Source organism: Psychrobacter sp. C 20.9, from assembly GCF_001921765.1.
GTDB lineage: Bacteria > Pseudomonadota > Gammaproteobacteria > Pseudomonadales > Moraxellaceae > Psychrobacter > Psychrobacter piscatorii_B.
On record NZ_MRYC01000006.1, the window covers coordinates 102470 to 128214 of the forward strand.

Below are 25745 nucleotides of genomic sequence, written 5' to 3' on the forward strand. Positions count from 1 at the left end.
AAATCTGATAATACATAGGACAACAAGAAATAATGAATGATACAAATCAAGATATAACTTCTAACAAAACCTATAAACGCAGCATCACCCTACCTCGCGGCACCCTTGATCTGACCTATCAGACCAACTCAATGGCTAACAAAAATAGCCTGAAACAAAACGACAGTTATCAATTAGAAGATCTGCTTGGTTTTGCTCAGCGTATTAATCCAAAACGGGCGTTTTTGTTTGTATCCAAAGTATTGGGTCGTCATATCCCCGTGGTACCCAGCACGATGCGAGATGCGTTTACTGACTTGGCCAATTTAGTTCCTAGCGATTTGCCCAAGCCAATTTTAGTTATTGGTATGGCAGAGACAGCAGTGGGTTTATCCGCTGGCGTGCATCAAGCGCTACAAACACGTTATCCAAGTGCGTTATTGCTAAACTCTACGCGTCACACGCAGCATAGTGACAATAACTCCGAAGCGTTACTAACAACGTTTAATGAAGATCACAGTCATGCCAGCCAGCATTTAATTTATCAAAGTACAGATAGCATCACGCAAGAGCAGCTACTCGCTAGCAAAACGCTGATTATGGTCGATGATGAAGCATCAACAGGCAATACTTGTGTCAATGTCGTCACGGCCTTACGTGATGCAGGGCTGACTCAGTTAGAGCAAGTACATCTAACGACTTTGGTTGATTGGTCATTGGATCAAGAAAATACAAACCAGCAGACAGATGACATTATGCCTGTCCGTATGGCAGATCGCTTAACTGGTATTGAGTTTCATCGCCATCACTTACTGTCTGGCGCTTGGCAATGGACAGACGCGCCCAACCCAGAGCCTATCACCATGCCATCGGTTGATACCACTGCCGCTGGTAGTCAAGCGCTTGGATTTACAGGTAACTGGGGACGTTTTCCCACATTAAATAGCACAGATGGGTTTGACAACTATCTTTCGAGCTTTCAGGCTGCATTTGCAAGCTTCCATAATCAGGACAGCTTTGATGTCACTCAATTGCCCAAAAAAATATTGGTGTTGGGTAGCAATGAGTTTGTTTGGTTGCCGTTTTTGTTGGCGGAATGGCTTGAGACAACATCTCAAAACCTCAAAGCTGACACAAATGCTATCGTTAAATTTAGTGCATTAACTCGCTCACCAATTGCGCTTGGCGGCGCCATTACTACGATGCTGAGCTTTCATGATAATTATGGGCTGGGCATGACCAACTTTGCTTATAATGTTGACCCTGACGAGTGGGACTTGATTGTGTTGTGTGTGGAGACATCAGCTGATAGCGTCGATGCGATGTGGCGCGGTTTGAATAATGTGTTGGTGGTCAGTCCGACAATTTAAACCATTCTTTAACTTTCATACTTACTGTTTATGGACGACGCAATGACTATCCCATTTTTCAAGCCCAGCGCCGATATTATCAAACCCTATGCCTTAATGGATTTGGACGATACACTTTTTCAAACCCAGCGCAAGATTGATGCTTGGCAAGTCCCGACTGCAGAGCCAGAACACTTGGTTTGTGCGACGGTCAACAAGCAAAACGAGCCACTAAGCTTTATGAGTCAGCGCCAAGCGAGCTTCTTTAATTGGCTACTCAATAGCACTGAATTAATCGTAGTAACAGCACGTGACCGCAGTGAGATCAAACGCGTGAAATTACCGTTCGACAGTTGGCAAGTATTGACCCATGGTGCCATTATTTTAACGGCTGATGGGCAGTTACTAAGCGCGTGGCAGCAGCATATGACTAGCAAGCTTGCACCGTTGCAAGATAAATTAAACCAACTAAGCGAGCTGTTTGCTAGTCATAGCAAAAGTGAGCAGAGTCATTTGGTATTTACGCCGCATGTCGATAGCTTTAATAATGGGTCTGTAAATGAAGAATTAACGATTTATCTAGCGATCAAACACGCGCAAAAAGACCATCAAGCATTAGTTGAACTGGCCAAAAAACTGCCCACGTTAATACGCGATTTTGAGCAAGATTTTTATGTGCATGTGAATGCCAATAATCTAGCGATATTACCGCACGCGGTACACAAGCGCCATGCTGTACAGTTTTTATTAGACAATCATTTAGACCATCAGCGTCCCAGTTTTGGTTTTGGTGATAGCTTGGCAGACTTGCCTTTTTTGAAGCTGCTTGACTGGTACGGTATGCCAAGCCGCGGTCAGATGCATGAGCAGTATCCGTCTCAGCCATCTGTCTAATTATTTGGGCTAGAACATCAGCCCAAATAATTAGCCAAAAAACAGACACAGAACCTCTCTTTTATCATCACGAGTGCTATTATTCATACTATGACTTTACCTAACATACAGACCAACAGAGCCAATCTAAACAATTACGGCTCAGGTAGCTACCTTGCCAGCGATGTGACCGTCCTGCTCGATATCGTCGATAAAGACGCTGTTGCTGATGTGCCCGTCAGTCAAAAAGAGGCACTTATTCAAAGTGGGCAGCGTCACTACTCTGATATGTTGACCTTGGAGCAAGCGCCTACCGCGATGCATGAAGAGCTATACCAACAGGCACTAGCGCAAGGTGGTAAGAGAGCCGCAACTGATATCGCACGCTTAGCGCATACCCTATGTGATGTCTTTTGTCATGATATCAGTGACGAGCATCCGCTAGTCTTGATTAGCTTGGTACGGGCAGGTCTACCGATTGGTGTGCTATTGCAGCGTGCGTTATCTGACACAGATAGCAGCTACCATTTGCCAAGTATACATTATGGCATCAGTATCATTCGTGATCGCGGGCTAGATACTGTGGCGCTACAAATGCTGCTGGACGCTTACCCAAACAGTCCGATTGTATTTGTCGATGGCTGGACAGGTAAAGGCGCGATTTATAAAGAGCTTGCTCGCAGCTTAGACGTATTTAGCGACACGGCTCATGCCAACTTTGCCAATATTTTTCATCAAGGTGCTGATGTCATTCCGCTACTGACCCTTGCCGATCCGGCTGGCGTTGCTTGGCTCGCCGCGAGCGCGGAAGATTGGTTAATTCCATCGGGTTTGTTAAATAGTACCGTATCAGGACTGATTTCGCGCAGCTTATACACCGAGCCACAATCAGGGCTACACCGCAGTGTCTTTTATGAGGATTTGATTGAAGCAGATCATAGCGTGGCATTTATCGATCATGTTGATGCAGCGAGACGCTCACTGAGCACACTTCCAAAGCGTTTGCCAACATATCAGCAGCCGCGCTACCAGACGGCAGCATTAATAGATGCGCTCGCCACGGACTATGACATTACCAATCATAACCGTATTAAGCCAACTATCGCCGAGGCGACGCGCGCTATCTTGCGCCGCGATCCAGAGCGTATATTGCTCGCGACCGCGGCGCATCCCGACACCGTACTACTGCGTCATTTATGTGCGCAGCGAGGCATCACTATTGAGGTATTAGGTGATAAAATACACCCTTATCAAGCCATCACCCTTATCAAGCAACGAGCCAAAGACAGTTAATGTTTTTGTCATGAATACCTCTAGCGCGATTGAACGCTTGCCCTTTATCCCTCTATTTATGATGCCAACTATGTCAGATATAACAAACAACGAGTCAGCGACTTACCTTGACACTCAGTCCTATGATACCCAGTCTTATGTGCATCTGATCACTGAGCGTCATGCGATGGTCAGACCGCACACGCATCACCCCTACCAACTAGGGGCGAGCCTCTATATGCCTGCCACTCGCCAAGACATCTGGCAAGTGATTAAGCGCGACAAGCTACCAACGATCAATAGTATTATTATCTGTTTAGAAGATGCCGTTAGTCATGAGGATGTGGAGTTGGCACTTGAGCGTTTGCGCACGCTACTGGGTACGTGGGCTGAACATGTCAATAGCATCAATGATCCATCGCGAGCCGCTGCTATTCACGCACAGCATCCAACGCGTCCACTGGTTTTTATACGTCCGCGTAGCCCGATGATGCTACAGCAATTAGCTGATTATGCGCATATTGATCTTATTGATGGTTTTGTCATGCCAAAAGTCGATATGTATAGCTTATCCAATTGGCGCATGACTTGTCAGAATCTTAGCGTTGACCATCTGCTGATGCCGACGCTCGAAACGGCTGCATTATTCAATCCGCATCATAATCAAGAGCTGGCGATTGCTTTTAAAGAAGCGTTTAGTCAGCCAGTATTTGCGCTACGTATCGGGGGTAATGACTTATTTGCCGCATTGCGCCTGCGTCGTCCAAAGAATAGCATTGTCTATGACACGCCTATCGGCACCCTTGCCTATCAGCTGCTTGGCTGCTTCGTACCGCATGGTTTTTATCTGACAGCGCCAGTATTTGAGTACTTGGACCAGCCAACCCTCTTTATGCAGGAGCTAAATCATGATGTCAGTTTGGGGCTGGTCGGTAAAACGGTCATTCATCCGAGCCAAATTGCACTGGTGCAGCAAGCCTACTGCGTGCCACTCAGTACATTAGATGAAGCACAAGCGATTCTACATAGTGAGGCCAAGGCCGTATTTAAGTACAACAATACCATGCTAGAACCTGCGACCCACCGGGCATGGGCAACCGAAATCGTCAATCGTGCAGAAGCATTTGGCACTATCGATGATGGCCACAGCCAATATAGCTCACGGATGTAATCGTTAACTATGTGATACTTCAATACGATGCAAAAAGCCGCTACCTTTTATTAATAGCGGCTTTTTTTTGTACATCTTTATAGACTACTGCTTAAACAACCTAACAATACAAAACCTTCCTTTAACCGCTAAACATTAAACGCAGTTTTCCAAAAACTGACTGAGCACTCGGTTCACTTGATCAGGCTCTTCCACTGTCGACGTATGGCCAGCGCCTTTAATAATAGCAAGCTTCGACCCAGCGATAGCAAAATGCATGCGCTCAGACTTTGCGTAAGGCGTCGCTGCATCCTCATCACCGACCACAATCAATGTCGGTGTCGTGATATCACCCAGTTGCTCATAAGTGCCAGTGCGATCGATGACACCCATTGTTGCCTTAACGACACCATCCTTGCGATTGCTTTGCAGCATCGTGAGCCACTGTTTGCGATCAGATTTGCGCAGCTTATCGGCCAAAAAGGTACTGCCAAACATAATCGGCATGACTTTATTGCTCACGCGCTTCATCCCAAGCCATCGAATGGCTTTGACCAGTTTGCGGTACTCAGGAATATTTTTTGGATCTTCAGGGTCGGCTGACGTCTCAAGCAGCGTGAGTGATAACAGCAAATCCGGTCGCTTAAGCGCAATACGTTGAGCGACAAACCCGCCCATGGATAACCCAACAAAGTGACATTTAGCAATAGCGAGTGCGTCAAGTAACCCTAGCGTATCCTCGGTCAAGGTCTCCATATCGTAGCCAGACTTGGTAATCTGTGACTGACCCTGCCCTCGAAAATCAAACGCAATGCAGCGATAATCGGTTTGAAAATACGCCACTTGCTTGTCATACATCTGCGAGCTCCACAGCAGACCATGGGCAAATACGATAACGGGTTTTTGCGTGTCATTTGGCGCGCTGTCTTCATAATAGATATCGACATCGTTGACTTTTATTGTTGGCATAATCACTTCCTTGTTTGGTGAAAACTTTGATTAATCAGTTGGGCTGCGCATGACCTAACGCGCTACCTGCATAGTAGCATAATCTATTAATAAGTCAGGAACTCACCTTTTTATGAACCATGCGTATTATCTGTATCTTATTCATACACTCTTTTTGTTCATACAGGCATGGCAGTTTATACGAGCAACTCAAAGAGCCAACCGCCATGTAGATGTGTCTTAAGCGCCCACAAAACCTGCTTTTATAATGCGCGCAAGCTGCTATAGTAATCAGCATTGCGTTATTTATTACCATCAATTTGTCCCGCTGTCTTTTATACGGGTACCAAAAATCGCTGCTTAACACAGTCACTGAAAATAAGGAAATCTCAAATGTCACAGTCTATCGTTGATTATCAAGTGAATAATCACATTGCCACCATTACGTTTAACGATCCAAAAAGCTTAAATGCGTTTGGCACGCCACTAAAAAACAACGTGTTAATAGCGCTAGATAAAGCAGCGGCTGATGATCAAGTACGAGTCATTATCTTGCAAGGCGCTGGTGGTAATTTTTCAAGTGGCGGTGATATCAAAGAGATGTTATCTGAAGGATTGGACAAGGATGTTATCTCAACCAAGTTGAGAGGCATGGTAGAAGGCGCAGGCGAAGTCAGCTTAAAGTTACGTAATGTCCATAAACCCATCATTGCCAAATTAGAAGGTGCCGTAGCAGGGGCTGGCATGAACTTAGCGCTTACCTGTGATTTTCGTATCGCAGCGGATAATGCAAAGTTTGTCCAAGCCTTTGTCAATATTGGTTTAGTGCCAGATGCAGGCGGTATTTATTTATTGAATCAATTGGTTGGTACAGCAAAAGCCACTGAGCTTGTGATGCTGGGTGATAAGCTGAAAGCGGAAGATATGGCACGCTTAAATCTGGTCAATCAAGTGGTTAGTGCAGAAGAGCTAGACGCCACCGTTCAAGCATTGGCTCTAAGATTGAGCCAGCTGCCAGGTAAAGCCCTAGCCTCTATGAAACATATGTTCAACGTACACGCGTTTATGGGTTTGAACGAGGCATTAGATATGGAAGTGGAGCAGCAGACCATGATGGCAAAAACCGATGACTTTATCGAAGGCGTCAGCGCCTTTATTGAAAAGCGTACACCAGTTTATCAAGGTAAATGATTGAGTAGTAGGCGGGTTGATTTGACGGCTAAATTTATTCATAACCAAATAACTCGCTATTTATAGTATCAAAAAAAGGGCTGCCAATATGGTAGCCCTCTTTTCGTCTATGTCTGCGGTTAAGAAGCAGATACTGACTTATAGTGATACGGTAAGGTAAATATCTTGTCAAAAATAAAGGTGAATACGAAATTATAAATTAAGAAAAACACTAGCAAGGCAGCTTCCATCATAAACGCTTGGAGCAAGCCAACGTGATACCAAATCATATATAGCGGTAAGCAAATCAAAACCAAACCGACTTCAAATATAAAGGCATGAACACTACGAATAAGCAGCGTGCGCTCTGCTATTTGCCTGCGCTCCTCCCAAGTCTCAAAAGCGGTGTTGTATACAAAGTTCCAAACGACGGCTGCTACCGACATCATTACAGCGATTGGTAAAGATTCTGATGCATCACTGTGACTGAGTTTCATCAATATAAGCGTAGATAAGATAATCGCGATAATTTCGAAAGCGGTCACATAAATTAAGCGACGTTTAAGCGGTGATAAGGTCATCAACCAAGACTCCAAAGCACCTGTTCTTAAACAGCAAAGTGCGTATCAAAGTATCGGTCCGTCCCGAGTTAGAAAAGATAAATTAAGTGCAGAGCCACGGTTTCCGCCTGCCCCTATATTATACATAAGATGGCATAAAAAATCAGCCCATGTAATGAACATGCAAAAACCCCGCATCATGACGATACGGGGTTTTTATTTATTCAAAAACGTTTAACTTAAGTGTCAACCAAGTTTAGCTCAACTGAGCAACGTTGATCTTATCTGCTTCTTCCGTATAGTCTTCCATACGATCAAAGTTCATGTATTGATAGACTTCATCACCCATGCTGTTTAGCATGCCAGCATACTGCTGATACTCATCATTGGTTGGCAGTTTGCCCAGTACGGCAGCGACTGCTGCAAGCTCTGCAGATGCTAGGTATACGTTAGCGCCTTGACCCAAACGGTTCGGGAAGTTACGAGTCGACGTCGAAACGGCAGTAGACTTCGGTGCGATACGTGCTTGGTTACCCATACATAGTGAACAACCTGGCATTTCAGTACGAGCGCCGGCTTGTGCATAGATATTGTAGTAACCTTCTTCCATCAACTGACGTGCATCCATCTTAGTCGGTGGTGCAATCCATAGACGAGTTTTCAGGCTACCTGCTGGTACGTCTTGTAGCAATTTACCAGCAGCACGGAAATGACCGATGTTAGTCATACATGAGCCAATGAATACTTCATCAATGGTATCGCCAGCCACATCAGCCAAGGTTTTGGCATCATCTGGATCATTCGGGCAGCAAAGGATTGGTTCTTTGATGTCAGACATATCGATGGTGATGTCAATGGCGTATTCCGCGTCGTCATCAGCACGCATGAGGCTTGGATTAGCCAACCACTCTTGCATTTGCTCAACACGGCGGCTGATCGTACGCGCATCGCCATAGCCTTCTGAGATCATCCACTTAAGCAGCGTGATGTTTGAGTTTAGGTACTCAGTCACTGATGCTTCAGACAAGGTGATAGTACAACCAGCCGCACTACGCTCAGCTGAGGCATCAGACAATTCAAACGCTTGCTCAGCAGTCAAATCTTCTAGACCTTCGATCTCAAGGATACGACCGTTGAACTCGTTGATTTTACCTTTCTTATCAACGGTCAAGTAGCCTTCTTTGATCGCTTGATAAGGAATCGCATGTACGAGGTCACGCAAGGTGATACCAGGCTGACGCTCACCAACAAAACGAACACGGACAGATTCAGGCATATCAAGTGGCATCACACCAGTCGCCGCTGCGAAAGCAACTAGACCAGAACCCGCTGGGAACGAGATACCCATTGGGAAACGAGTATGTGAGTCACCACCAGTACCAACGGTATCTGGCAGTAGCATACGGTTCAACCATGAGTGGATGATACCATCACCTGGACGTAAGCTGACGCCACCACGGTTCATGATAAAGTCAGGTAGTGTGTGCTGAGTCTCAACGTCAACTGGTTTTGGATAAGCCGCAGTATGACAGAATGACTGCATCACGAGATCCGCTTGGAAACCCAAACATGCCAAGTCTTTTAGCTCGTCACGTGTCATTGGGCCAGTCGTATCCTGAGAGCCGACCGTAGTCATCTTAGGCTCACAGTACATACCTGGACGTACGCCTGTCAGGCCACACGCTTTACCAACCATTTTCTGCGCTAGTGTAAAGCCTTTACCCGTATCGGCTGGCTCTTCTGGCTTAGCAAACACGTCTGAGTGACCAAGACCCATGTATTCACGCGCACGGTTGGTCAAACCACGACCAACGATCAATGGAATACGGCCACCAGCACGCACTTCGTCAAGTAGCGTTGGTGAGCTTAGCGTAAACGTTGATAGCACTTCATCAGAGTCATGCTTGGTGATTTTGCCGTCATGTGGGTAGATGTCAAATACATCACCCATATTTAGGTTATCAACCGCGACTTTTTCGATTGGCAATGCGCCAGAATCTTCCATCGTGTTGAAGAAAATCGGAGCGATGTTGTTACCTAGTACTAGACCGCCACCACGTTTGTTTGGCACGTTAGGAATGTCTTCACCCATCAGCCACAATACTGAGTTGGTGGCAGACTTACGGCTAGAACCCGTACCAACCACGTCACCAACATAAGCTAGCGGATGGCCTTTTTCTTTTAATTCTTCGATTTGCTTCATTGGACCACGCACACCCTCTTCGTCAGCAGTGATGCCGTCGCGAGAGTTTTTGTGCATGGCTAGTGAATGCAGTGGAATATCAGGACGGCTCCACGCATCTTGCGCAGGTGACAAGTCATCCGTGTTGGTTTCGCCAGTGACTTTAAACGTCGTGTAAGTGGTTTTCTTTGGTACTTCAGGGCGATTCAAGAACCATTCTGCGTCAGCCCAAGATTGAACGACTTCTTTAGCAATGGTGTTGCCCGCTTCGGCTTTTTCAGTCACGTCATTGAACGCGTCAAATACTAGCAAAGTTTTCTTTAATGCTTCAGCAGCGTCTTGTGCGACTTCGCTGTCATCTAGTGCCGCAACCAATGGCTGAACGTTGTAACCACCTTGCATCGTACCTAAAATTTGAACCGCTTTTTGCTTGCTGATCAATGGTGATGACGTCTCACCTTTTAAGATAGCTGCCAAAAATGCCGCTTTCACGTAGGCTGCTTGGTCAACACCAGCAGGGATACGGTTTTCTAGCAAGTTCATCAAAAATGCTTCTTCGCCCGCTGGCGGATTCTTTAGTAATTCAACCAACTCTGCTACTTGTTTTTCGTTCAATGGTAGCGGAACCGTTCCTAGCTCAGCACGTTCTTCGACATGTTTACGATAAGCTTCTAACACAATAGTCGTCCTCGTCAGTTGGGGTTTAGCACATTACGTGGGTAGTCAGCATGACCGCCTGCGTCTATATACTATAGGGAATAATTATCCGTGCAATCATAGCTTAAAACGCTCTAAATGTTAATGGCTGAGCCTTCAAAAGGCTCATAGTAAGGCCATATCCAACATTTATTATCAAAATAGTCCCATCAATAATATGATTGCACACCTTATAATCGCTCGTATTTACGTACCTGCACTGATTGATAAAAACTTGCTTTATGAGTGCGCAGACACCATATGACTGTTATACGCTTTTATCAGACATTTCTATAAAACATCAAAGGACGAGCCAATATGGATAGCAACACCAATTATGATAATGGCCTCAAGGTACGTACAGAAGTGATGGGTGAAGCACATGTAAAACGCTCACTCGATGCGGCGACTGGATTTACTCAGCCATTACAAGACTGGATCATTGAGCACGCGTGGGGCAGCACATGGCAAGATGAGTCAGTACTACCACGCAAGTATCGCTCTTTAATCACCATTGCTTTTTTAATTGCACAAAAAAGCCCAAATGAGCTAAAAGGACATATCAGAGGCGCGATTAATAATGGCGCGAGTGTCGCTGAGATTCGAGAGGTCTTGATGCATAGCCTACCATACTGCGGTGCGCCGACCACACAAGAGGCGTTTCGCGCCGCCATAGATACCCTAAATGAGATGGAAATCGATATAGATATTTAAAACTATGGTCACTCGGCCAATCGTAGTAATCTTAGCGACATTGTACAAAAACTGCCTGTTAAATTTCTGCTATAATATCACCACTCATAAAACATTCTGATCATTCCATAAACCCTTATACTATAAAGGGTTAAGAGATAATTCTATTATGACAACTGCCGTACAAACTCATGTACCTGCTGCTAAGGTCAAACCAAAAAAAGCCATTCAAGGCGAAAAACTACGTGGTTACGATAAAGTTGCCCGTATCCCAATTAAAGTCATCCCGACCGTTGAGGCCAAGAAAAAGCCTGACTGGATTCGGGTAAAAATGTCCTCGCCTGCTGAAGTAGCGCGTATCAAAGCGACTTTGCGTGAGCAAAAGCTCTATACCGTCTGTGAAGAAGCGGCCTGCCCTAACCTGCCGCAGTGCTTCGCGGATGGTACAGCGACCTTTATGATCATGGGTGATATCTGTACTCGCCGCTGTCCGTTCTGTGATGTCGGTCATGGTCGCCCTAATGAGCTAGACAAGGATGAGCCACGTCATACCGCTGAGACCATTCAAGGCTTGGGTCTTAAATACGCCGTGATTACGTCTGTTGATCGCGATGATCTAAAAGATGGCGGTGCTGGGCATTTCGTTGAAGTGCTAAACGAGTCAAGAGCGCTTAGCCCAAACTGCTTAATTGAAATCCTAGTACCAGATTTCCGTGGTCGTATGGACATTGCATTGGACTTACTGACAGAGACTGCGCCAGATGTGTTTAACCATAATATCGAGACCGTGCCACGTCTATACAAAGCCTTCCGTCCAGGTTCTGATTATCAGCATTCACTCGACTTGCTCAAGATTTATAAAGAGCGCCGTCCTGATATCGCGACCAAATGCGGGTTTATGGTTGGCTTGGGCGAGACCGAAGAAGAGATCTATGCCCTACTTGATGATCTCAAAGCGCATGATGTCGATATGATCACTATCGGTCAATATCTACAGCCTAGTAAGAACCATGCCCCTGTCGATCGTTATGTCCATCCAGACGAGTTCCAACGCTATATGGACTACGGCAAAAAGATTGGCTTCTTTAGCATTTGGGCAGGCCCAATGGTACGCTCAAGCTACTTTGCTGATCGTCAGTACTATGGCGAAGATTGCCCAGCACCTATCCGCAGCAAAAAAGCATTAGAAGCGGAAGGCAAACTTGGCTGCTAATTGCTGATTTGATTATTGTTAAACCAATATCAAAGTACTAAAGATAATAGCTAAAAATATAAAAGGGTGAATAACAAATCTGTTATTCACCCTTTTTTATGACTTACTCTAATATCAGTGACTAAAACTAAACACTCACTGTCGGCGTTGGTGCCGCACTTGTCTTTATATTGAATACCGCAATACCAAGTACAATCACACCGCCTACGATACCTGTCATCAACTCAGGATAAATCAATAACAAGGCACCAATCGCTAAGATTATACGGGTTATGGTATTCATCTCACCTCTGAAGTACCCCTCAAGCGCTGAGCTTAATGCAATCACACCTGTCACTGAGGTCACAACGACTGTGATAATATCCAAAATAGGCGGTAGCGGGAAGTCTTTCGCCGTAACTGCCAGACCAGTTGGATCTATCATGAGCATCGTCGGACTATAAATAAACATAAATGGCACGATAAATCCGGCAAGTGCCAGTTTGAGCGACAAGAACCCTGTTTTCATCGGGTCGCCACCGGATATACCTGCACCAGCAAAGGCTGCTAGACACACAGGCGGGGTAATATTGGCAAAGATACCAAAGTAGAAGACAAACATATGCGCTGACAAGATTGGAATATCAAACCCTGCCAATGCCGGGGCTGCCATGGTCGCCGTAATGATATAGGCAGGGATAGAAGGTAGCCCCATGCCCAAGACCATTGATGCGAGCATCGTCAAAATAAGCGTAAAGAACAATGACCCTGCGCCTAAGGTCACGATAGAAGATGTCATTACCGTACCAAAGCTGGTCAGACTGACCACGCCAATGATAATACCGACGACTGCACAGGCCGCCATAACCGCGAGCGACTGGCGCGCACCGTCTTCTAATGCACCCAAAATATCAGAGAAGCTCATACGTGTTTCAGCACGTAGCATACTGATTACCACGGTAAAACCAATCGTATAAGCCGCGGCATATCCCACAGGTACATTTCTGATTAATAAGAAAATCAAAAAGACAATCGGTAATAGCATATGACCGCGAGCTTTTAACACTTCTTTTACCGCGGGTAAGCTCTCTTTGGCGATACCTTTTAGGTCACGACGTCCAGCGCGGAAGTGCACTTGTGCAATGACCCCTAAGTAGTACAATATCGCAGGCAACAAAGCGGCAAGCGCAATCGTGCTATACGGCAGACCAGTGGTCTCCGCCATAATGAACGCACTGGCTCCCATAATCGGTGGCAAAATCTGTCCGCCAACCGAGGCACTGGCCTCAACCGCGCCTGCAAAATCTTTATGATAACCAACCTTTTTCATCAATGGAATGGTAAAGGCACCCGTACTTACCACGTTTGATAATGCAGAACCATTAATACTGCCCATAAAGCCACTAGAAATCACCGCGACTTTTGCAGGTCCTCCTTTTTTGTGACCTGCGATGGCTAATGCCAAATCATTAAACAGCTGTCCCATTCCAGAGCGTGCCAAGAATGCACCAAAGAGAATGAACAAAAAGATAAAGGTCACTGACGCGCCAATCGCAACAGAATAAAGACCTTCGGTTTTTAGGAATAATTGACCAAAAATATCGCCCATGTCATAAGGGCGAGTCAGCAATCTATCAGGCATGAAATCCATGTGACTGACAAACGGATAGGCCAAAAATATCCCTGCCAATATTGGCAAAATCCAACCGGTGATACGACGACTGCCTTCTAGCACACAGACCACAGTGATCAGCGAAAATATCACGTCAAGCGGATTGGCCATGCCACCACGTGAGGTCACAATGTCTTGATATTCGTAGATCAAATAGCTCATACCGGACAAAGACAATAAAAACCAAATCCAGTCATACCAAGCGACGCGACTGCGACTGCTATTTTTACTGGCGGGGAAAATCAAGAAAATTAAGGCAAAACCAACACCGACGTGTACAGAGCGCTGTAGCAATGCAGGCATCGGGTTAAAGGTAATATAAAGATGAAAAAGTGAATAGAGTATACAAATACCAGCAATGAAATACTTTACTGGTCCTTGCGTAATATGACGTGTGATTGACTCTCGGTCATATTTTTCCAGTACTGCTTTGTTGATCGCATCTGCATCAGCATCTTTATCAACATTGGCATCTGGCGTGGTATTCACGCTACCGTGATCCGTCACTTGGGAGTTCATGACACAAGTCCTTTTTAAATCTATCAATTAAACCATACGTCTTAGGCATGATCACCACTTCAGAATAATCTGGCACCCACTGATGAATCAAAAAACGGTGACCAGTATAATCGATCTCGCCTTTGGTCAGTCTAGAGACTACCCAATTTAGGCTAGGTAGTTTTTCATTGACTTGATAACCCAGATAGCCAGGTTTTTGTATGGGTGCAAGGGGTTCGGTCGAAGGCGTACCAGCACCAAATGCTTCAAAGTATGTGGTGGTGAGGAGTAGCATAGCGTCTTCTGTGCTGCTTTTTTCTATGCGTTGGTACTGCTCTTCCCACCACTGCTTTTCTACAGAATGTATCCAGCGCAGCTGAAAGTCAGGGTCAGTGAAATAACATACCTTGTCGTCGCTACCCTCTATTGCAACGCGAACCTCGACCACAGACTGACGCGCGACACCTATCCATAGGGTCAAAAAAACCAGCGCTGCAATACATGCTGCGCCAGTCGATAACCATAATAAATTATTTGGCTGCTTGTTCGTCATAGTACTTTTTAGCGCCAGGATGAATTGGAGCGACCATACCTTCACTAGCCGTCTCTAGACTGATGTCGTTGGCTGCTTGGTGTGCTGTTTTTAGACCGTCCAGATTATCAAATAACGCCTTAGTCAATTTGTAGCCATCAGATTCAGACAGATCAGAGCTCACCAATAGCGCATTCATGATTGCGGCAGTTGGAATCGCAGCATCATTGCCATACGTTCCAGCAGGGATTTCAAAGGTTTTGAAGTAAGGCTTGGTTGCAATGATTTCTTTTAGCTTGTCTTGATCGATAGTAACCAACTGCAAATCTAAACCTTGCTCTAGCTCCATAAGCGATGAGTTTGGCAGACCACTACTAAAGAATGCGGCTTCAATCTTGCCCGCTTTCATACCATCAGCTGCTTCAGCAAAGCCCAAGTAATCAACAGTGATGTCATCATAGGTGATACCAAAGCCTTCTAGTAGCGTTCGAGCATTGACTTCCGTACCAGAGCCTTGATCGCCAACGGCAATACGCTTGCCTCTCAAATCTTCAATATTTTTGATACCAGAGTCTTTTGTCGTCACGATTTGCACCACGTTCGGGTACAAGACTGCAATCTGCTGAATGTTGGTAATGGGCTTATCAAAGTTATTTTTGCCTTCGACCGCGTCCGTGACCACATCACTGAGCGCCAAGACCATATCGACTTTGCCTTGGGTCAATAGATTGACGTTTTCGACCGATGCGCCCGTGGTTTGTGTCTTTGAGTTGACCCCAAAGTTTTTTACATAGACTTCGGACAATGCAGTGCCGATGATGTTATAAGGGCCAGACGCACCGCCTGTGGCAATGGTTAGGAACTTAGTATCGAGTGTATCGGTAGCCGCATCAGCTGACGTACTATCCGCAGCAGCCGTCTCATTGCCTTCTGAGCTTGGCGATGAGCAGGCGGTTAAACCTAGCATGGCGCTTAATATCGCTGAAAAAAGTAAGGGAGATTTTAGAGAAGTGAGCATTGAGTTCATCCTTGAAATAATCGATTTAATACAATAAACGGCATTAATATATAGGTATTAATCCGTTACACCTGAGTAATGATATAGCAATTTTTGTGATAAATAAACCAAAGACTGTTTTCTCTTTTGCTTTCAATGCCTTATATTTCAGGCTTTTTGAGAAAAAACTTGCATCTTTTATAATAGCCAAAACTTATCTTGTTTCGCTATGTGAAACTTAGTTTCAACTTTATTTAAGCAAATTTCGATGCTGTTGTAAACCTTTATCACGGTTTATGTAAGCCGACAAATGCTTCATTATATGAACCGAAATCATTATTTTTTATCACAATATCTACAACAGAGGCGCTGGAATCGTTGTCTGCTGACATTGCCATCATTGGTGGTAGTGGCTTGTATCAGGTCCAAGCACTGACTAATAAGCGCAGCGTGACGATACAGACCCCTTATGGCCGTCCATCCGATGACATTGTTTTGGGTGAATTAGAAGGCGTAACAGTTGCTTTTCTGACGCGGCATGGTCAAGGTCATAAATTTGTCGCCAATGTTCAACACGCCCTAAGATTATCTACGCCATTTTCGATTATTTTCATAATCCAGTATTCACTTTATAAAAAAATAAGGCCACGAATGGCCTTATTTTTTCAATAGCTACTTTTGATAATAAGGATAATCGCTATAGCCTATTTCCGTGCCACCATACATTGTGGCTGGATCTACCTCATTGAGCGGCCAATGATGAGCTATGCGCTCTGGTAAATCAGGATTAGCAATAAAAGGACGACCAAAAGCAAATAAATCACCATAACCTTTAGATAACATATTGAGCGATTTCTCTACAGTGTATTTTCCCGCATAAATAATACGTCCTGAAAACTCAGCTCTAACCGCTTGATAAAAGGGCTCTGGTAAATCAGGTGCACTATCCCAATCAGCTTCTGCAATGGACAAATAAGCGATGCCCGCTTTCTCAAGTACTTTAACCGCTTCAATATAAGTATGATGAGGATCTGATTCTACCAGCCCTAAGTACACACGATCCTCACCGGTACTAGCAAACAAAGGCGCAAAACGGACGCCTAAACGATCAGCACCGACCACATTACTGACAGCAGCAACCACTTCTTTTAGGAACCGCAAACGATTCGCTAGCGAGCCACCATACTGGTCATCACGTTTATTGCTATGCTCAGAGATAAACTGGTTCACTAAATAACCATTGGCACAGTGCAGCTCTACCCCATCAAAACCCGCTTCTAAGGCGTTGCGAGCGGCTTGAGCGTACATCGTTATCAACTCGCTCACCTCTTCTGTGCTCAGTGCCCGCGGCTCACTTGGATCAGCTAAAGCACCTTCGCCTGGACCTGTTTCAATGAATACTTTGACATTATCAGCAGTAATAGCAGAGGGCGCTACAGGCTGATTTTGGTTGGGTTGTAAGCTAGTATGAGACACACGGCCAACGTGCCATAGCTGAGCAAAAATAATACCGCCCTTGGCATGTACCGCTTGCGTGATTTTTTTCCAGCCTTCAATTTGTGCTTGCGTATGAATACCTGGCGTCCATGCATAACCTTGGCCTCTGGGTTCGATCTGTGTCCCCTCCGTCACCATAAAGCCTGCAGAAGCACGCTGGGCATAATAACTTGCCATTAAATCATTAGGAATATTGCCAGGTTGCGTGCTACGAGAGCGCGTCAATGGTGGCATCACAATACGATTTTTAAGCGTATAAGGCCCAAGTTTTACAGGCGAAAACAGTGCACTGGTATTAGGAATAGTTTGTTTCATAACATTCTCTTTTATAGCAAACAGATAGGCTTATTACTTGAAATTTATCCGTTGTTTTAAGGTTTGATTGATCACTTAAGTAATATGAGTAAGCATAAAGTTTTAGAGGTACAATTAGAAACAACGTTTTCTTGTTGAAGATACAATTATTAATGGTACAGATGATGAATGGTATAAATCGGCTTGATATCAAACAGCTCAGAGTGCTACAGGCATTGCTTGATCTAAAGAACCTATCAAAAGTTGCACGCAAAATGGGCTTAACCCAACAAGCTATCAGTGAGCAGCTGCGTAAGCTACGTGATCTATTTGATGATCGTCTGTTTATTCGTCAAGGAAATAGCATGGTGCCCACACCAAAAGCACTATCGATGCAGCAACCTATTAACGATATATTAAGACAGTTAGAGGTGCTCTTGGAGCCGGATGTGTTTACGCCGCAAACCTATAAAGGTGTTTTTACGATTAGTGCGACCGATTATGCGACGCAGGCATTATTACCGCAGTTGTTTAATCTAACGCGCCGTGAAGCGCCTAACTTAAAATTGATAGTGCGAGATTTTGCCTCAGACAACATCAATCAGCTTATTGCGGCAGGCGAACTTGATTTACTGCTTACCTTTCCAGAGTTTATCCCTGATAATTTATCTTATGTCACTTTGTTTGAAGAACAACATTTATGCATTACAGGTTATAAAAACGAGTTCGCAACAAAGGTGTTAACACTGGCACAAATTGCAGCACACCCGCAGCTGGTGGTATCGCCTTCGCGTGCCAACTTGCGCGGTTCTCATGATCAGTGGTTTGCCGAAAAAGGGCTTAAGCGAAACATTGTGATGTCAGTGCCTAGCTTTTCAGCTGTGCCAGATATTTTGCATACCACTGACATGATTGCCTTTTATCCCGCGCGACTACTGCCAAACAGTAAAGTTAAAGCGCTTAAAGTAGAAGCCCTACCGCCTACCTTTAAGATAATAGCCGCTTGGCATCCACGTACCAATGACAGTGGCATTCACCGTTGGCTAATCGAGCAATTACGAGATTTATAATGGATAGGAGTAGTTAGTATAGTCAATCCCACCTAAAAGTGTTATAAACTAACTATCAAATTCAATTGTTATTATAAAGACCATGACTTACTCTCTAGATTTTCGCAAACAAGTACTAAAAAGCTTAGACGAGGGTATGACCTTTGCCGAGGCAGCTAAATTCTATAACCTCAGCCCAACCACCATACAAAACTGGAAGCGGCGTGTTCATAGTAAAACAACCAGGCAAACCAAACCCTATAAAATACCAGATGACGTGCTACTTAATGATGTCAAAGAACATCCTGATGATTATCAGTATGAGCGAGCACGTCGTTTGAACTGTAGTAAAACAGGCATTCATCATGCCCTAAAGCGCCTAGGCATCAGTCAAAAAAAAGACTTTAGAACATCCAAAAGCCTGTCCGATCAAAAGAGCGATATACCACAGTAAGCTTTATAGCTTTAAGCAGCAAGGCTATCCCATCGTTTATATATACGCGCGCGGCTTTGAGAGTCAGACCATTCGCTCTCATGGTTATTCACCGATTGGTAAGCCTTGCATTGATCGCTACAACTGGCAAGGTAAAAAGCGAACCAACGTTATCGGTGCTCTGTATGAAAAGATGCTGTTTGCACTAGATTACTTTGAGACAAACATCAACAGCATCGTCTTCTATCACTGGTGCAAACACAAGCTAATCCCAAATCTTAAAACCAAATGCGTGATTGTGATGGATAATGCCAGATTTCATAAGAGTAAGCGTATTCAAAAGCTACTGAATAGACATGGTCATCGTATTCTATGGTTGCCGCCGTACAGCCCTGATCTGAATCCTATCGAGAAAAAAATGGGCTCAAGTGAAGTTTTTACGCCAAGGCTGGATGGAAAACGACTTAGCCAAATTGTTTTATGATGTTCATCCTAACCATAACAATTTTATTTTGAACTGACTATATGTTAAAAATAGTGATAAACGTTTGAATAAGGAACACGCCCTAGTGCCTATCATAATAAGTAGCACAAAAAGCTTCTTACAAATAAGGTATGTCTGATAGACGCCCATGATGATCGGGTGGATGGTATAAATGGCGTAGAGAATATTGATCACATTCATTTTTGTCGTTAAATGGTGCTAGCAAATATAGATTTCATTACCCTGTCACGTAACACAAAAAAATAAGGTAAAATGGTCGACCAATCAGCGCGTAGTAAAATAAAATCATAACGACGCCACCTAACTGATCGACATTTTTGAAATAACGATCCATAAAAAATATATAGTTGATCCAATTTAAGAGCGGTACAAGGCAACCGAGTGCAGATGTATCTGTCATACTTCAAGCGAGGTTAACGCTGTAACGCTTTTATAGTGGATTGACTATAGACCATTAAAACCTGTCAAGGAAGCTTATATGAGTAACACTCTCAATACCAGTAATGATAACATTCTCTCCTCCGACAACACTCACTACTTACACCACAACTTTTTTGAGCCAAGTGACAAAAATATTGCCATCAGCGCGACGCTATTGATTGTGCATGGGATGGCAGAGCACAGTGGTCGCTATGCAGATTTTGCACATTTCTTGGCAGATCATGGCATCGCTGTCGCAACCTATGATCATCTTGGTCATGGTCAAACCATCAAAACCGAAGCAGATTTAGGGTTTTTTGGTGAAGAGCATCCCGTGCAGTCGCTGCTAAAAGATGTGATTGTCATGGCAGATAGCCTAAAAGCACGTCACCCCGATGTACCGCATTTTGTGATGGGCCACTCCATGGGCTCGTTTATCGTGCGTAACGTACTTAAGCATCATGCGCATAATTTCACTGGAGCGATATTGATGGGTTCAGCAGACGTCAATCCATTGACCAAAGTTTTGCTACCTATCAATAAAGTATTGGCAAAAGTAGCACCTAGACAGCCGAACTCAGTACTTGCCAATACCATGAATAAGGTATTGAACAGTCAACTAAAGGATCGCACCGCATCATCGAAGTTTGCTTGGTTGAGTGAAAATACTGCAAATATTGAAGCCTATGAAGCTGATCCAAAGACTGGTTTTGACTTTACCAATAATGGCTTTATGACATTATTTACTTTGATGGATACCGGACTAAATAAAGGCTGGGCTACCACCATTGCCAAAAACTTCCCAATGCTATTTATCAGCGGTGAAGATGATCCTATTGGTAACATGGGACGCGGTATTCGCCGCGTGGTCAAACGCCTACATAAACAAAAATTTAACCATGTTGACATTCAACTGTATCCCAATATGCGCCATGAAGTATTACACGAGACAGACAATCAAACGGTTTATCAAGACATTTTAGCGTGGATAAAAAACATTGCACCAGGCGCTTAAAGCACGATAAACAATTCATCTTGAGCAGTCTTGTGAGCGCTTCTTCTCGAGCACTGCCACAATGAAATACTGAACTTGTTTGCTAAAAGTGGTCAAATTAGCGACAATATGGCAAGCAAGTTTTTTGGCCCAGTTATCTTGTACAATCGTCCATATTTTACAAGTATTGTATTTTAAGCAGGTCCGCCCAAGTTATGTCACTATAAATACGAGTCACCTCTCCCTTTTACTTATTTTAGGAACCTTTATGTCATTACAACAAACCATCGAACAAGCTTTTGAAAACCGCAACGAATACAGCCCAAGCAACATGCCACAAGACGTGCGCGACGCGATTGAGCAAGTACTCGAGCAGTTAGATAATGGCAGCCTACGCGTTGCCGAAAAGAAAGATGGCGAATGGGTCGTCAATCAGTGGGCCAAAAAAGCGGTACTGCTATCGTTCCGTTTGAACGACAACTACGTTCAAGCAGCGGGCGAGCATGTACAGTTTTATGACAAAGTGCCAACGAAATTTGCAGATTGGACCGAAGCACAGTTCAAAGAAGCAGGCGTCCGTGTGGTACCACCAGCCGTTGCTCGTAAAGGTTCATACATCGCAGCAGGCGCAGTATTGATGCCATCATACGTCAACATCGGTGCGTATGTCGATCAAGGCGCGATGGTTGATACGTGGGCGACCGTTGGCTCATGTGCGCAAATCGGCAAAAACGTGCATCTATCAGGTGGCGTTGGTATTGGCGGTGTTTTAGAGCCATTACAAGCCAACCCAACCATCATCGAAGACAACTGCTTTATCGGTGCGCGCTCTGAAATCGTTGAAGGCGTGATCGTCGAAGAAGGCGCTGTTATCTCTATGGGCGTCTATATCGGTCAATCTACACGCATCTATGACCGTGAGACTGGCGAGATCCATCGCGGCCGTGTACCAGCAGGCTCTGTTGTCGTACCAGGTAGCTTACCATCAGAAGACGGCACACACAGCTTGTACGCTGCTATCATCGTGAAAAAGGTAGACGCACAAACGCGTGCTAAAACCGCTGTGAATGAGCTATTACGTTTAGACTAGTATTTTTAATATTTATAGCCTCGTACCCGAACGGTACGGACGTCGATAAATCATAGTTACTAAAGACGCTGAAGAAAACTTCAGCGTCTTTTTTGCACCCTAATGCAGAGCGTTGCGTTATAATCCGTTTTTTGGTTTTGTTTTATCCAAACATAAAACGACAAATACCACAGCCTGCCTTCTTCTTTATTACGATTGATAACCGCTCCATCGCCTTATCAACCTTTAACTGTATTTGACATATTATGAGTGAATCACTATTGCGCACCGCCGCTATCCCCGTCACTGACCCTGAAGCGGGGTTACGTTTGACTGAGATTTTCTATTCCCTACAAGGTGAGGCCCTGACTTCTGGCTTGCCGACGATATTTGTACGTCTAACGGGCTGTCCGCTGCGCTGCGTCTACTGTGATACCGAATATGCCTTTACGGGCGGCGAGCGTCAATCATTAGAAACCATCATAGACACGATCAAAAACTATCCATGTAAGCGCATTTGCCTGACTGGCGGTGAGCCATTAGCACAGCCAAATGCGATTGAGTTGATGAAACGCTTGCTCAGCGATGGCTATGAGATATCCCTTGAGACAGCGGGCGCGCTCTCGGTGCAAAATGTACCACCAGCCGTCAGCAAAGTGATGGATCTCAAAACACCAAGCTCAGGCGAAGTGGACAAAAACTTATGGTCAAATCTCGATCATCTCACCGAGCACGATCAGATCAAGTTTGTCATCATGAACCGCAAAGATTATGACTGGGCAAAAGAAAAATTAGTCGAGCATAAGTTAGATGAATTGGTCGGTACGGTTTGGTTTTCGCCGATGTTCAACGTGACAGATGATGTCGATGAAGCGCTCAGCCCTGAGGTACCTGTGTTGGCAAGAGAGCTTGCTGAATGGGTGCTGGCAGATGCCTTGCCCGTTCGTTTTCAGCTGCAACTACACAAAATTATTTGGGCAGATGCCAAAGGCAAATAAAAAGACAAACCATACGCTAGTCACTGATAGAACATCCATTTAGAACAATAAATATAAATACAAATACAAATCCATATACAGGCACGTACTTTCAAGGAGGAAACATGATTCGGCTGATCTTACTAGGGTTACTATCAGGTGCGTTTTTTAGCTCAACCTTTGTATTAAATGAGCTGATGAGCGCTGCTGGTGGGCATTGGTTTTGGTCAGCGAGCTTGCGCTACGTATTTATGCTACTACTACTGACGGCAATGATTGCTGTTCAACACGGTATGGGACGCATCAAAGAGCTTTGGACGATTTTTCGTCAACATATAGGCTTCTGGTGCATTACTGGTAGTATTGGCTTCGGCGTGTTTTATACTGGCATCTGTTATGCAGGTGATCACGCCAGTGGTTGGGTTGTGGCGGCGACCTTTATGTTTACCGTCGTGACCAGTTTGCTTGTCTTACTGGCATTCGGACAACGCTTTGATAAAAAATTCATTTTTTATGCCCTGATTGTCTTCGTAGGCGTGGTACTGGTCAACGTCAGTGAAGGTTTGCACGCGCCTAGTGATGCCAATGCCATACCACTGACGCAAATGCTACTGTATGGCGCGCTGCCAGCACTGATCGCGGCGTTTAGCTACCCTATTGGCAATCAGTTGGTTTGGCAGGCCTCTTACAATGCCAAGCAGCACAAGGCCAAACTTCAAGACAGTGAGCCGCATTCTCAGCCGATGCGTGCAGAAACAGCGCTATTGGCCAGTGCCCACGATGCTACTGATACGCATAGCGCTGACCGTGATACTGCGAACAACTCCACACTGCAAACCCTGATCAGACGTATTCCTGTTATCGAGACGAATCTGTTACAAAATGCCTTTAACAAAGTGTGGTTGATGACCGTAGGGAGTTTGCCATTTTGGCTCGTTTTAGGCATCATGGTGCGCCCTGAGTTACCGGGCAGCGCGCAGGTGTTTAACACGCTACTGGTCGCCTTGTTATCAGGGGTGGCCGCGACCAGTCTGTTTTTATATGCGCGTGAGCAAGCGGTGACCTCAAGCGAGGTTGCGGGCGTTGACTCGACCCAAGCCAGTGAAATCATTTTTGCTTTGATTGGTGGTATGATCCTGCTGGGAAATCCACTACCCTCAGCCTTAGGTCTGGTCGGTATTGTACTGATTATCATCGGCTTGATACTGTTTGCAAAAGATGGCTAGACGACAATTTAACAATGGGCTGATTTTGTTTGGCTCATCTACAAAACACCCATTTAAAACGAGAATACCCATCATTTTTTATGATCAAGAATTGGCAATATAAGTATGGTTAATGATTTAATTTTTCCTGATATTCTATTATATTTATTGGACATGGTGGGTATCATCGCCTGCGCAATTGCAGGGACATTGCTCGCTCAGCACAAAGGCTTCGATATTGCTGGCTGCATCTTGGTTTCGATGGTCAATGCCATTGGCGGCGGTACGCTACGTGACATGGCACTAGATCGTCACCCACTATTTTGGATGACGGATCTCAACTATGTGATCGTCATTACCGTGACATCCCTTATATTACAAATATTCTTTCATCTATATCACAAGATCGACAATGCGCTTAAGCTTTTTGATGCCATTGGTCTCGCGGCATTTAGCGTGATTGGCTTTAAGGTCGCATTGACCCAAGGCATGTCACCTCTTATTGCTATTATGATGGGCGTCTGGACAGCCATTATTGGTGGGATGCTCCGTGATATTATCTGTAATGAGATACCATTAGTATTGCAGCGTGAGATTTATATCACGGCCAGTATCGCAGGATCTGTAACGTATTTATGCCTACAGTATGTCGGTGTCAGCGCTGGCATCAATGAGTTTATTATGTTGTTTGTCATCTTTGCGGTACGCATGCTGGCGCTCAGATTCGACTGGCATTTGCCCTCTATCCGTTTGGTTGCTTAAATAGCTGATCAAAAATGCAATGCTTTTTGTACATAAAAGCTGACAATCATCAAAAATAGTGAGAATGGCTTATGTTGGCTATCGCGTTGGATCCTACAGCTCTAATCACTACTTTTGACCCGCGCTCTTTGATCTATTTTTTTGATATGATTGGGATTATCGCCTGTAGCGTTTCAGGGACGATACTGGCCAAGCATAAGAACTTTGATGTCTTTGGTTGCCTACTAGTCTCTATCGTCACAGCCATCGGTGGCGGCACCGTACGCGATGTGATTTTGGATCGTCATCCGCTGTTTTGGATGGTAGATATGAGCTATCTGACGCTCATTACGCTCTCTTCGCTTGTGATGCAGATATTTTTTCATCCAAACTCAAGACGCGTTGATAAGTTCCTCAAACTGTCCGATACCATCGGTCTATCCGCCTTTACGCTTATAGGTATCAAAGTCGCTGATAGTATGGGTACCAATGTGCCAGTGGCACTGTTATTGGGCGTGATCACCATCATCGTTGGTGGCATCATTCGCGATATGATTTGTAATGAGATTCCACTGGTATTGCAGCAAGAGATTTATATCACTGCGGCGTTAACTGGGGGTATTCTATACTTTGCTCTAAAGAACTTAGGCGTTGCTGATTGGGTTGCTGATGTTTCTGCAATGAGTACGATTTTTACCTTGCGTATGCTGGCTATTCGTTATGATTGGCAGTTCCCCACTCTTGAGTGGAAGTACTGATGTTAAGTCAAAAAGTAGCAAATAGTATCAGCACACTCAA

24 protein-coding genes are annotated in these 25745 nt (G+C 44.7%); 17 read left to right on the top strand and 7 right to left on the bottom strand.

The genetic code is table 11. The features are described 5' to 3' along the window. Positions 1 to 32 precede the first annotated feature (32 nt). The 4 genes from BTW00_RS05775 (at position 33) to BTW00_RS05790 (ending at position 4644) form a co-directional block, all read left to right on the top strand. Positions 33 to 1349: a phosphoribosyltransferase domain-containing protein gene (locus tag BTW00_RS05775; protein ID WP_075106632.1), complete on the top strand. Its 1317-nt coding sequence runs from the start codon at positions 33 to 35 to the stop codon at positions 1347 to 1349. Between the two features lie 42 nt (positions 1350 to 1391). Beyond that, positions 1392 to 2222, top strand: a complete 831-nt coding sequence (locus BTW00_RS05780; protein WP_075106633.1) for an HAD hydrolase family protein — start codon at positions 1392 to 1394, stop codon at positions 2220 to 2222. 90 nt (positions 2223 to 2312) lie between these two features. Beyond that, entirely contained in the window at positions 2313 to 3494 is a 1182-nt protein-coding gene (locus BTW00_RS05785; RefSeq protein WP_075106634.1) for a cysteine protease StiP domain-containing protein, read from the top strand. Between the two features lie 10 nt (positions 3495 to 3504). Further along, complete coding sequence (locus BTW00_RS05790; RefSeq protein WP_305956137.1) at positions 3505 to 4644, top strand: HpcH/HpaI aldolase/citrate lyase family protein; 1140 nt, start codon at positions 3505 to 3507, stop codon at positions 4642 to 4644. Between the two features lie 135 nt (positions 4645 to 4779). Here BTW00_RS05790 and BTW00_RS05795 read toward each other — a convergent pair whose 3' ends face one another. Beyond that, positions 4780 to 5592 carry an alpha/beta fold hydrolase gene (locus BTW00_RS05795; RefSeq protein WP_075106635.1) on the bottom strand — a complete coding sequence of 271 codons (813 nt, stop codon included), beginning with the start codon at positions 5590 to 5592 and terminating at the stop codon, positions 4780 to 4782. A 372-nt stretch (positions 5593 to 5964) separates the two neighbouring features. Between BTW00_RS05795 and BTW00_RS05800 the strand changes: the two genes are divergently transcribed. After that, positions 5965 to 6762 carry an enoyl-CoA hydratase/isomerase family protein gene (locus BTW00_RS05800; protein ID WP_075106636.1) on the top strand — a complete coding sequence of 266 codons (798 nt, stop codon included), beginning with the start codon at positions 5965 to 5967 and terminating at the stop codon, positions 6760 to 6762. A 119-nt stretch (positions 6763 to 6881) separates the two neighbouring features. Here BTW00_RS05800 and BTW00_RS05805 read toward each other — a convergent pair whose 3' ends face one another. Both BTW00_RS05805 and acnB read right to left on the bottom strand, forming a co-directional pair. After that, positions 6882 to 7322 (bottom strand): PACE efflux transporter, encoded by a 441-nt coding sequence (locus BTW00_RS05805; protein ID WP_075106637.1) that lies wholly within the window; start codon positions 7320 to 7322, stop codon positions 6882 to 6884. Positions 7323 to 7557: 235 nt separating this feature from the next. After that, positions 7558 to 10161, bottom strand: coding sequence for a bifunctional aconitate hydratase 2/2-methylisocitrate dehydratase (gene acnB, locus BTW00_RS05810; protein ID WP_075106638.1), 2604 nt, complete (start codon positions 10159 to 10161; stop codon positions 7558 to 7560). Between the two features lie 336 nt (positions 10162 to 10497). Here acnB and BTW00_RS05815 point away from each other — a divergent pair, with 336 nt between their 5' ends. Then, the gene (locus tag BTW00_RS05815; RefSeq protein ID WP_075106639.1) at positions 10498 to 10893 is read left to right on the top strand and encodes a carboxymuconolactone decarboxylase family protein; all 396 of its coding nucleotides are present in this window, start codon (positions 10498 to 10500) and stop codon (positions 10891 to 10893) included. 148 nt (positions 10894 to 11041) lie between these two features. Beyond that, a complete protein-coding gene (gene lipA / locus BTW00_RS05820) occupies positions 11042 to 12085 on the top strand; it encodes a lipoyl synthase (protein WP_075106640.1) in 1044 nt (347 codons plus the stop codon). Between the two features lie 127 nt (positions 12086 to 12212). On the opposite strand, the gene BTW00_RS05825 is transcribed toward lipA, so the two are convergent. Genes BTW00_RS05825 through BTW00_RS05835 form a run of 3 tightly spaced genes read right to left on the bottom strand, consistent with a single transcriptional unit; the run spans position 12213 to position 15784 of the window. Continuing rightward, entirely contained in the window at positions 12213 to 14255 is a 2043-nt protein-coding gene (locus BTW00_RS05825; protein ID WP_083603584.1) for a TRAP transporter permease, read from the bottom strand. Next, a complete protein-coding gene (locus BTW00_RS05830; protein WP_071001924.1) occupies positions 14227 to 14787 on the bottom strand; it encodes a DUF1850 domain-containing protein in 561 nt (186 codons plus the stop codon). The genes BTW00_RS05825 and BTW00_RS05830 overlap by 29 nt, the downstream gene beginning before the upstream one ends. After that, positions 14765 to 15784 carry a TAXI family TRAP transporter solute-binding subunit gene (locus BTW00_RS05835; protein ID WP_075106641.1) on the bottom strand — a complete coding sequence of 340 codons (1020 nt, stop codon included), beginning with the start codon at positions 15782 to 15784 and terminating at the stop codon, positions 14765 to 14767. Before BTW00_RS05835 ends, BTW00_RS05830 begins: the two co-directional genes overlap by 23 nt. 357 nt (positions 15785 to 16141) lie before the next feature. On the opposite strand from BTW00_RS05835, the gene BTW00_RS14180 reads away from it, so the two are divergent. Beyond that, complete coding sequence (locus BTW00_RS14180; RefSeq protein WP_256714012.1) at positions 16142 to 16435, top strand: hypothetical protein; 294 nt, start codon at positions 16142 to 16144, stop codon at positions 16433 to 16435. Here the strand turns inward: BTW00_RS14180 and BTW00_RS05845 are convergent, their stop codons facing one another. After that, a complete protein-coding gene (locus tag BTW00_RS05845; protein ID WP_075106642.1) occupies positions 16436 to 17575 on the bottom strand; it encodes an alkene reductase in 1140 nt (379 codons plus the stop codon). A gap of 164 nt (positions 17576 to 17739) precedes the next feature. On the opposite strand from BTW00_RS05845, the gene BTW00_RS05850 reads away from it, so the two are divergent. From BTW00_RS05850 to BTW00_RS05895, 9 genes are all read left to right on the top strand, one after another. Continuing rightward, the gene (locus tag BTW00_RS05850; RefSeq protein WP_075106643.1) at positions 17740 to 18624 is read left to right on the top strand and encodes a LysR family transcriptional regulator; all 885 of its coding nucleotides are present in this window, start codon (positions 17740 to 17742) and stop codon (positions 18622 to 18624) included. 82 nt (positions 18625 to 18706) lie between these two features. Beyond that, positions 18707 to 19057: an IS630 transposase-related protein gene (locus tag BTW00_RS05855; protein ID WP_075106644.1), complete on the top strand. Its 351-nt coding sequence runs from the start codon at positions 18707 to 18709 to the stop codon at positions 19055 to 19057. A gap of 70 nt (positions 19058 to 19127) precedes the next feature. Continuing rightward, the gene (locus BTW00_RS14290) at positions 19128 to 19520 is read left to right on the top strand and encodes a transposase (RefSeq protein WP_371915059.1); all 393 of its coding nucleotides are present in this window, start codon (positions 19128 to 19130) and stop codon (positions 19518 to 19520) included. Positions 19521 to 20019: 499 nt separating this feature from the next. Beyond that, the gene (locus BTW00_RS05870; protein ID WP_075106646.1) at positions 20020 to 20976 is read left to right on the top strand and encodes an alpha/beta fold hydrolase; all 957 of its coding nucleotides are present in this window, start codon (positions 20020 to 20022) and stop codon (positions 20974 to 20976) included. 247 nt (positions 20977 to 21223) lie between these two features. Beyond that, complete coding sequence (gene dapD, locus BTW00_RS05875; RefSeq protein WP_058025115.1) at positions 21224 to 22045, top strand: 2,3,4,5-tetrahydropyridine-2,6-dicarboxylate N-succinyltransferase; 822 nt, start codon at positions 21224 to 21226, stop codon at positions 22043 to 22045. 245 nt (positions 22046 to 22290) lie between these two features. Next, positions 22291 to 23022, top strand: a complete 732-nt coding sequence (queE, locus tag BTW00_RS05880; RefSeq protein ID WP_075106647.1) for a 7-carboxy-7-deazaguanine synthase QueE — start codon at positions 22291 to 22293, stop codon at positions 23020 to 23022. Positions 23023 to 23126: 104 nt separating this feature from the next. Further along, positions 23127 to 24227 (top strand): multidrug resistance efflux transporter family protein, encoded by a 1101-nt coding sequence (locus BTW00_RS05885; protein ID WP_075106648.1) that lies wholly within the window; start codon positions 23127 to 23129, stop codon positions 24225 to 24227. Positions 24228 to 24332: 105 nt separating this feature from the next. Beyond that, positions 24333 to 24968: a trimeric intracellular cation channel family protein gene (locus BTW00_RS05890; protein ID WP_058025112.1), complete on the top strand. Its 636-nt coding sequence runs from the start codon at positions 24333 to 24335 to the stop codon at positions 24966 to 24968. A gap of 71 nt (positions 24969 to 25039) precedes the next feature. Then, positions 25040 to 25705: a trimeric intracellular cation channel family protein gene (locus tag BTW00_RS05895; protein ID WP_075106649.1), complete on the top strand. Its 666-nt coding sequence runs from the start codon at positions 25040 to 25042 to the stop codon at positions 25703 to 25705. Positions 25706 to 25745 lie beyond the last annotated feature (40 nt).

Coding starts and splice junctions, on each gene's coding strand:
- BTW00_RS05775 (WP_075106632.1), top strand. CDS start 33: ATGAATGATACAAATCAAGATATAACTTCTAACAAAACCTATAAACGC.
- BTW00_RS05780 (WP_075106633.1), top strand. CDS start 1,392: ATGACTATCCCATTTTTCAAGCCCAGCGCCGATATTATCAAACCCTAT.
- BTW00_RS05785 (WP_075106634.1), top strand. CDS start 2,313: ATGACTTTACCTAACATACAGACCAACAGAGCCAATCTAAACAATTAC.
- BTW00_RS05790 (WP_305956137.1), top strand. CDS start 3,505: ATGAATACCTCTAGCGCGATTGAACGCTTGCCCTTTATCCCTCTATTT.
- BTW00_RS05795 (WP_075106635.1), bottom strand. CDS start 5,592: ATGCCAACAATAAAAGTCAACGATGTCGATATCTATTATGAAGACAGC.
- BTW00_RS05800 (WP_075106636.1), top strand. CDS start 5,965: ATGTCACAGTCTATCGTTGATTATCAAGTGAATAATCACATTGCCACC.
- BTW00_RS05805 (WP_075106637.1), bottom strand. CDS start 7,322: ATGACCTTATCACCGCTTAAACGTCGCTTAATTTATGTGACCGCTTTC.
- BTW00_RS05815 (WP_075106639.1), top strand. CDS start 10,498: ATGGATAGCAACACCAATTATGATAATGGCCTCAAGGTACGTACAGAA.
- lipA (WP_075106640.1), top strand. CDS start 11,042: ATGACAACTGCCGTACAAACTCATGTACCTGCTGCTAAGGTCAAACCA.
- BTW00_RS05825 (WP_083603584.1), bottom strand. CDS start 14,255: ATGAACTCCCAAGTGACGGATCACGGTAGCGTGAATACCACGCCAGAT.
- BTW00_RS05830 (WP_071001924.1), bottom strand. CDS start 14,787: ATGACGAACAAGCAGCCAAATAATTTATTATGGTTATCGACTGGCGCA.
- BTW00_RS05835 (WP_075106641.1), bottom strand. CDS start 15,784: ATGCTCACTTCTCTAAAATCTCCCTTACTTTTTTCAGCGATATTAAGC.
- BTW00_RS05845 (WP_075106642.1), bottom strand. CDS start 17,575: ATGAAACAAACTATTCCTAATACCAGTGCACTGTTTTCGCCTGTAAAA.
- BTW00_RS05850 (WP_075106643.1), top strand. CDS start 17,740: ATGAATGGTATAAATCGGCTTGATATCAAACAGCTCAGAGTGCTACAG.
- BTW00_RS05855 (WP_075106644.1), top strand. CDS start 18,707: ATGACTTACTCTCTAGATTTTCGCAAACAAGTACTAAAAAGCTTAGAC.
- BTW00_RS05870 (WP_075106646.1), top strand. CDS start 20,020: ATGAGTAACACTCTCAATACCAGTAATGATAACATTCTCTCCTCCGAC.
- dapD (WP_058025115.1), top strand. CDS start 21,224: ATGTCATTACAACAAACCATCGAACAAGCTTTTGAAAACCGCAACGAA.
- queE (WP_075106647.1), top strand. CDS start 22,291: ATGAGTGAATCACTATTGCGCACCGCCGCTATCCCCGTCACTGACCCT.
- BTW00_RS05885 (WP_075106648.1), top strand. CDS start 23,127: ATGATTCGGCTGATCTTACTAGGGTTACTATCAGGTGCGTTTTTTAGC.
- BTW00_RS05890 (WP_058025112.1), top strand. CDS start 24,333: ATGGTTAATGATTTAATTTTTCCTGATATTCTATTATATTTATTGGAC.
- BTW00_RS05895 (WP_075106649.1), top strand. CDS start 25,040: ATGTTGGCTATCGCGTTGGATCCTACAGCTCTAATCACTACTTTTGAC.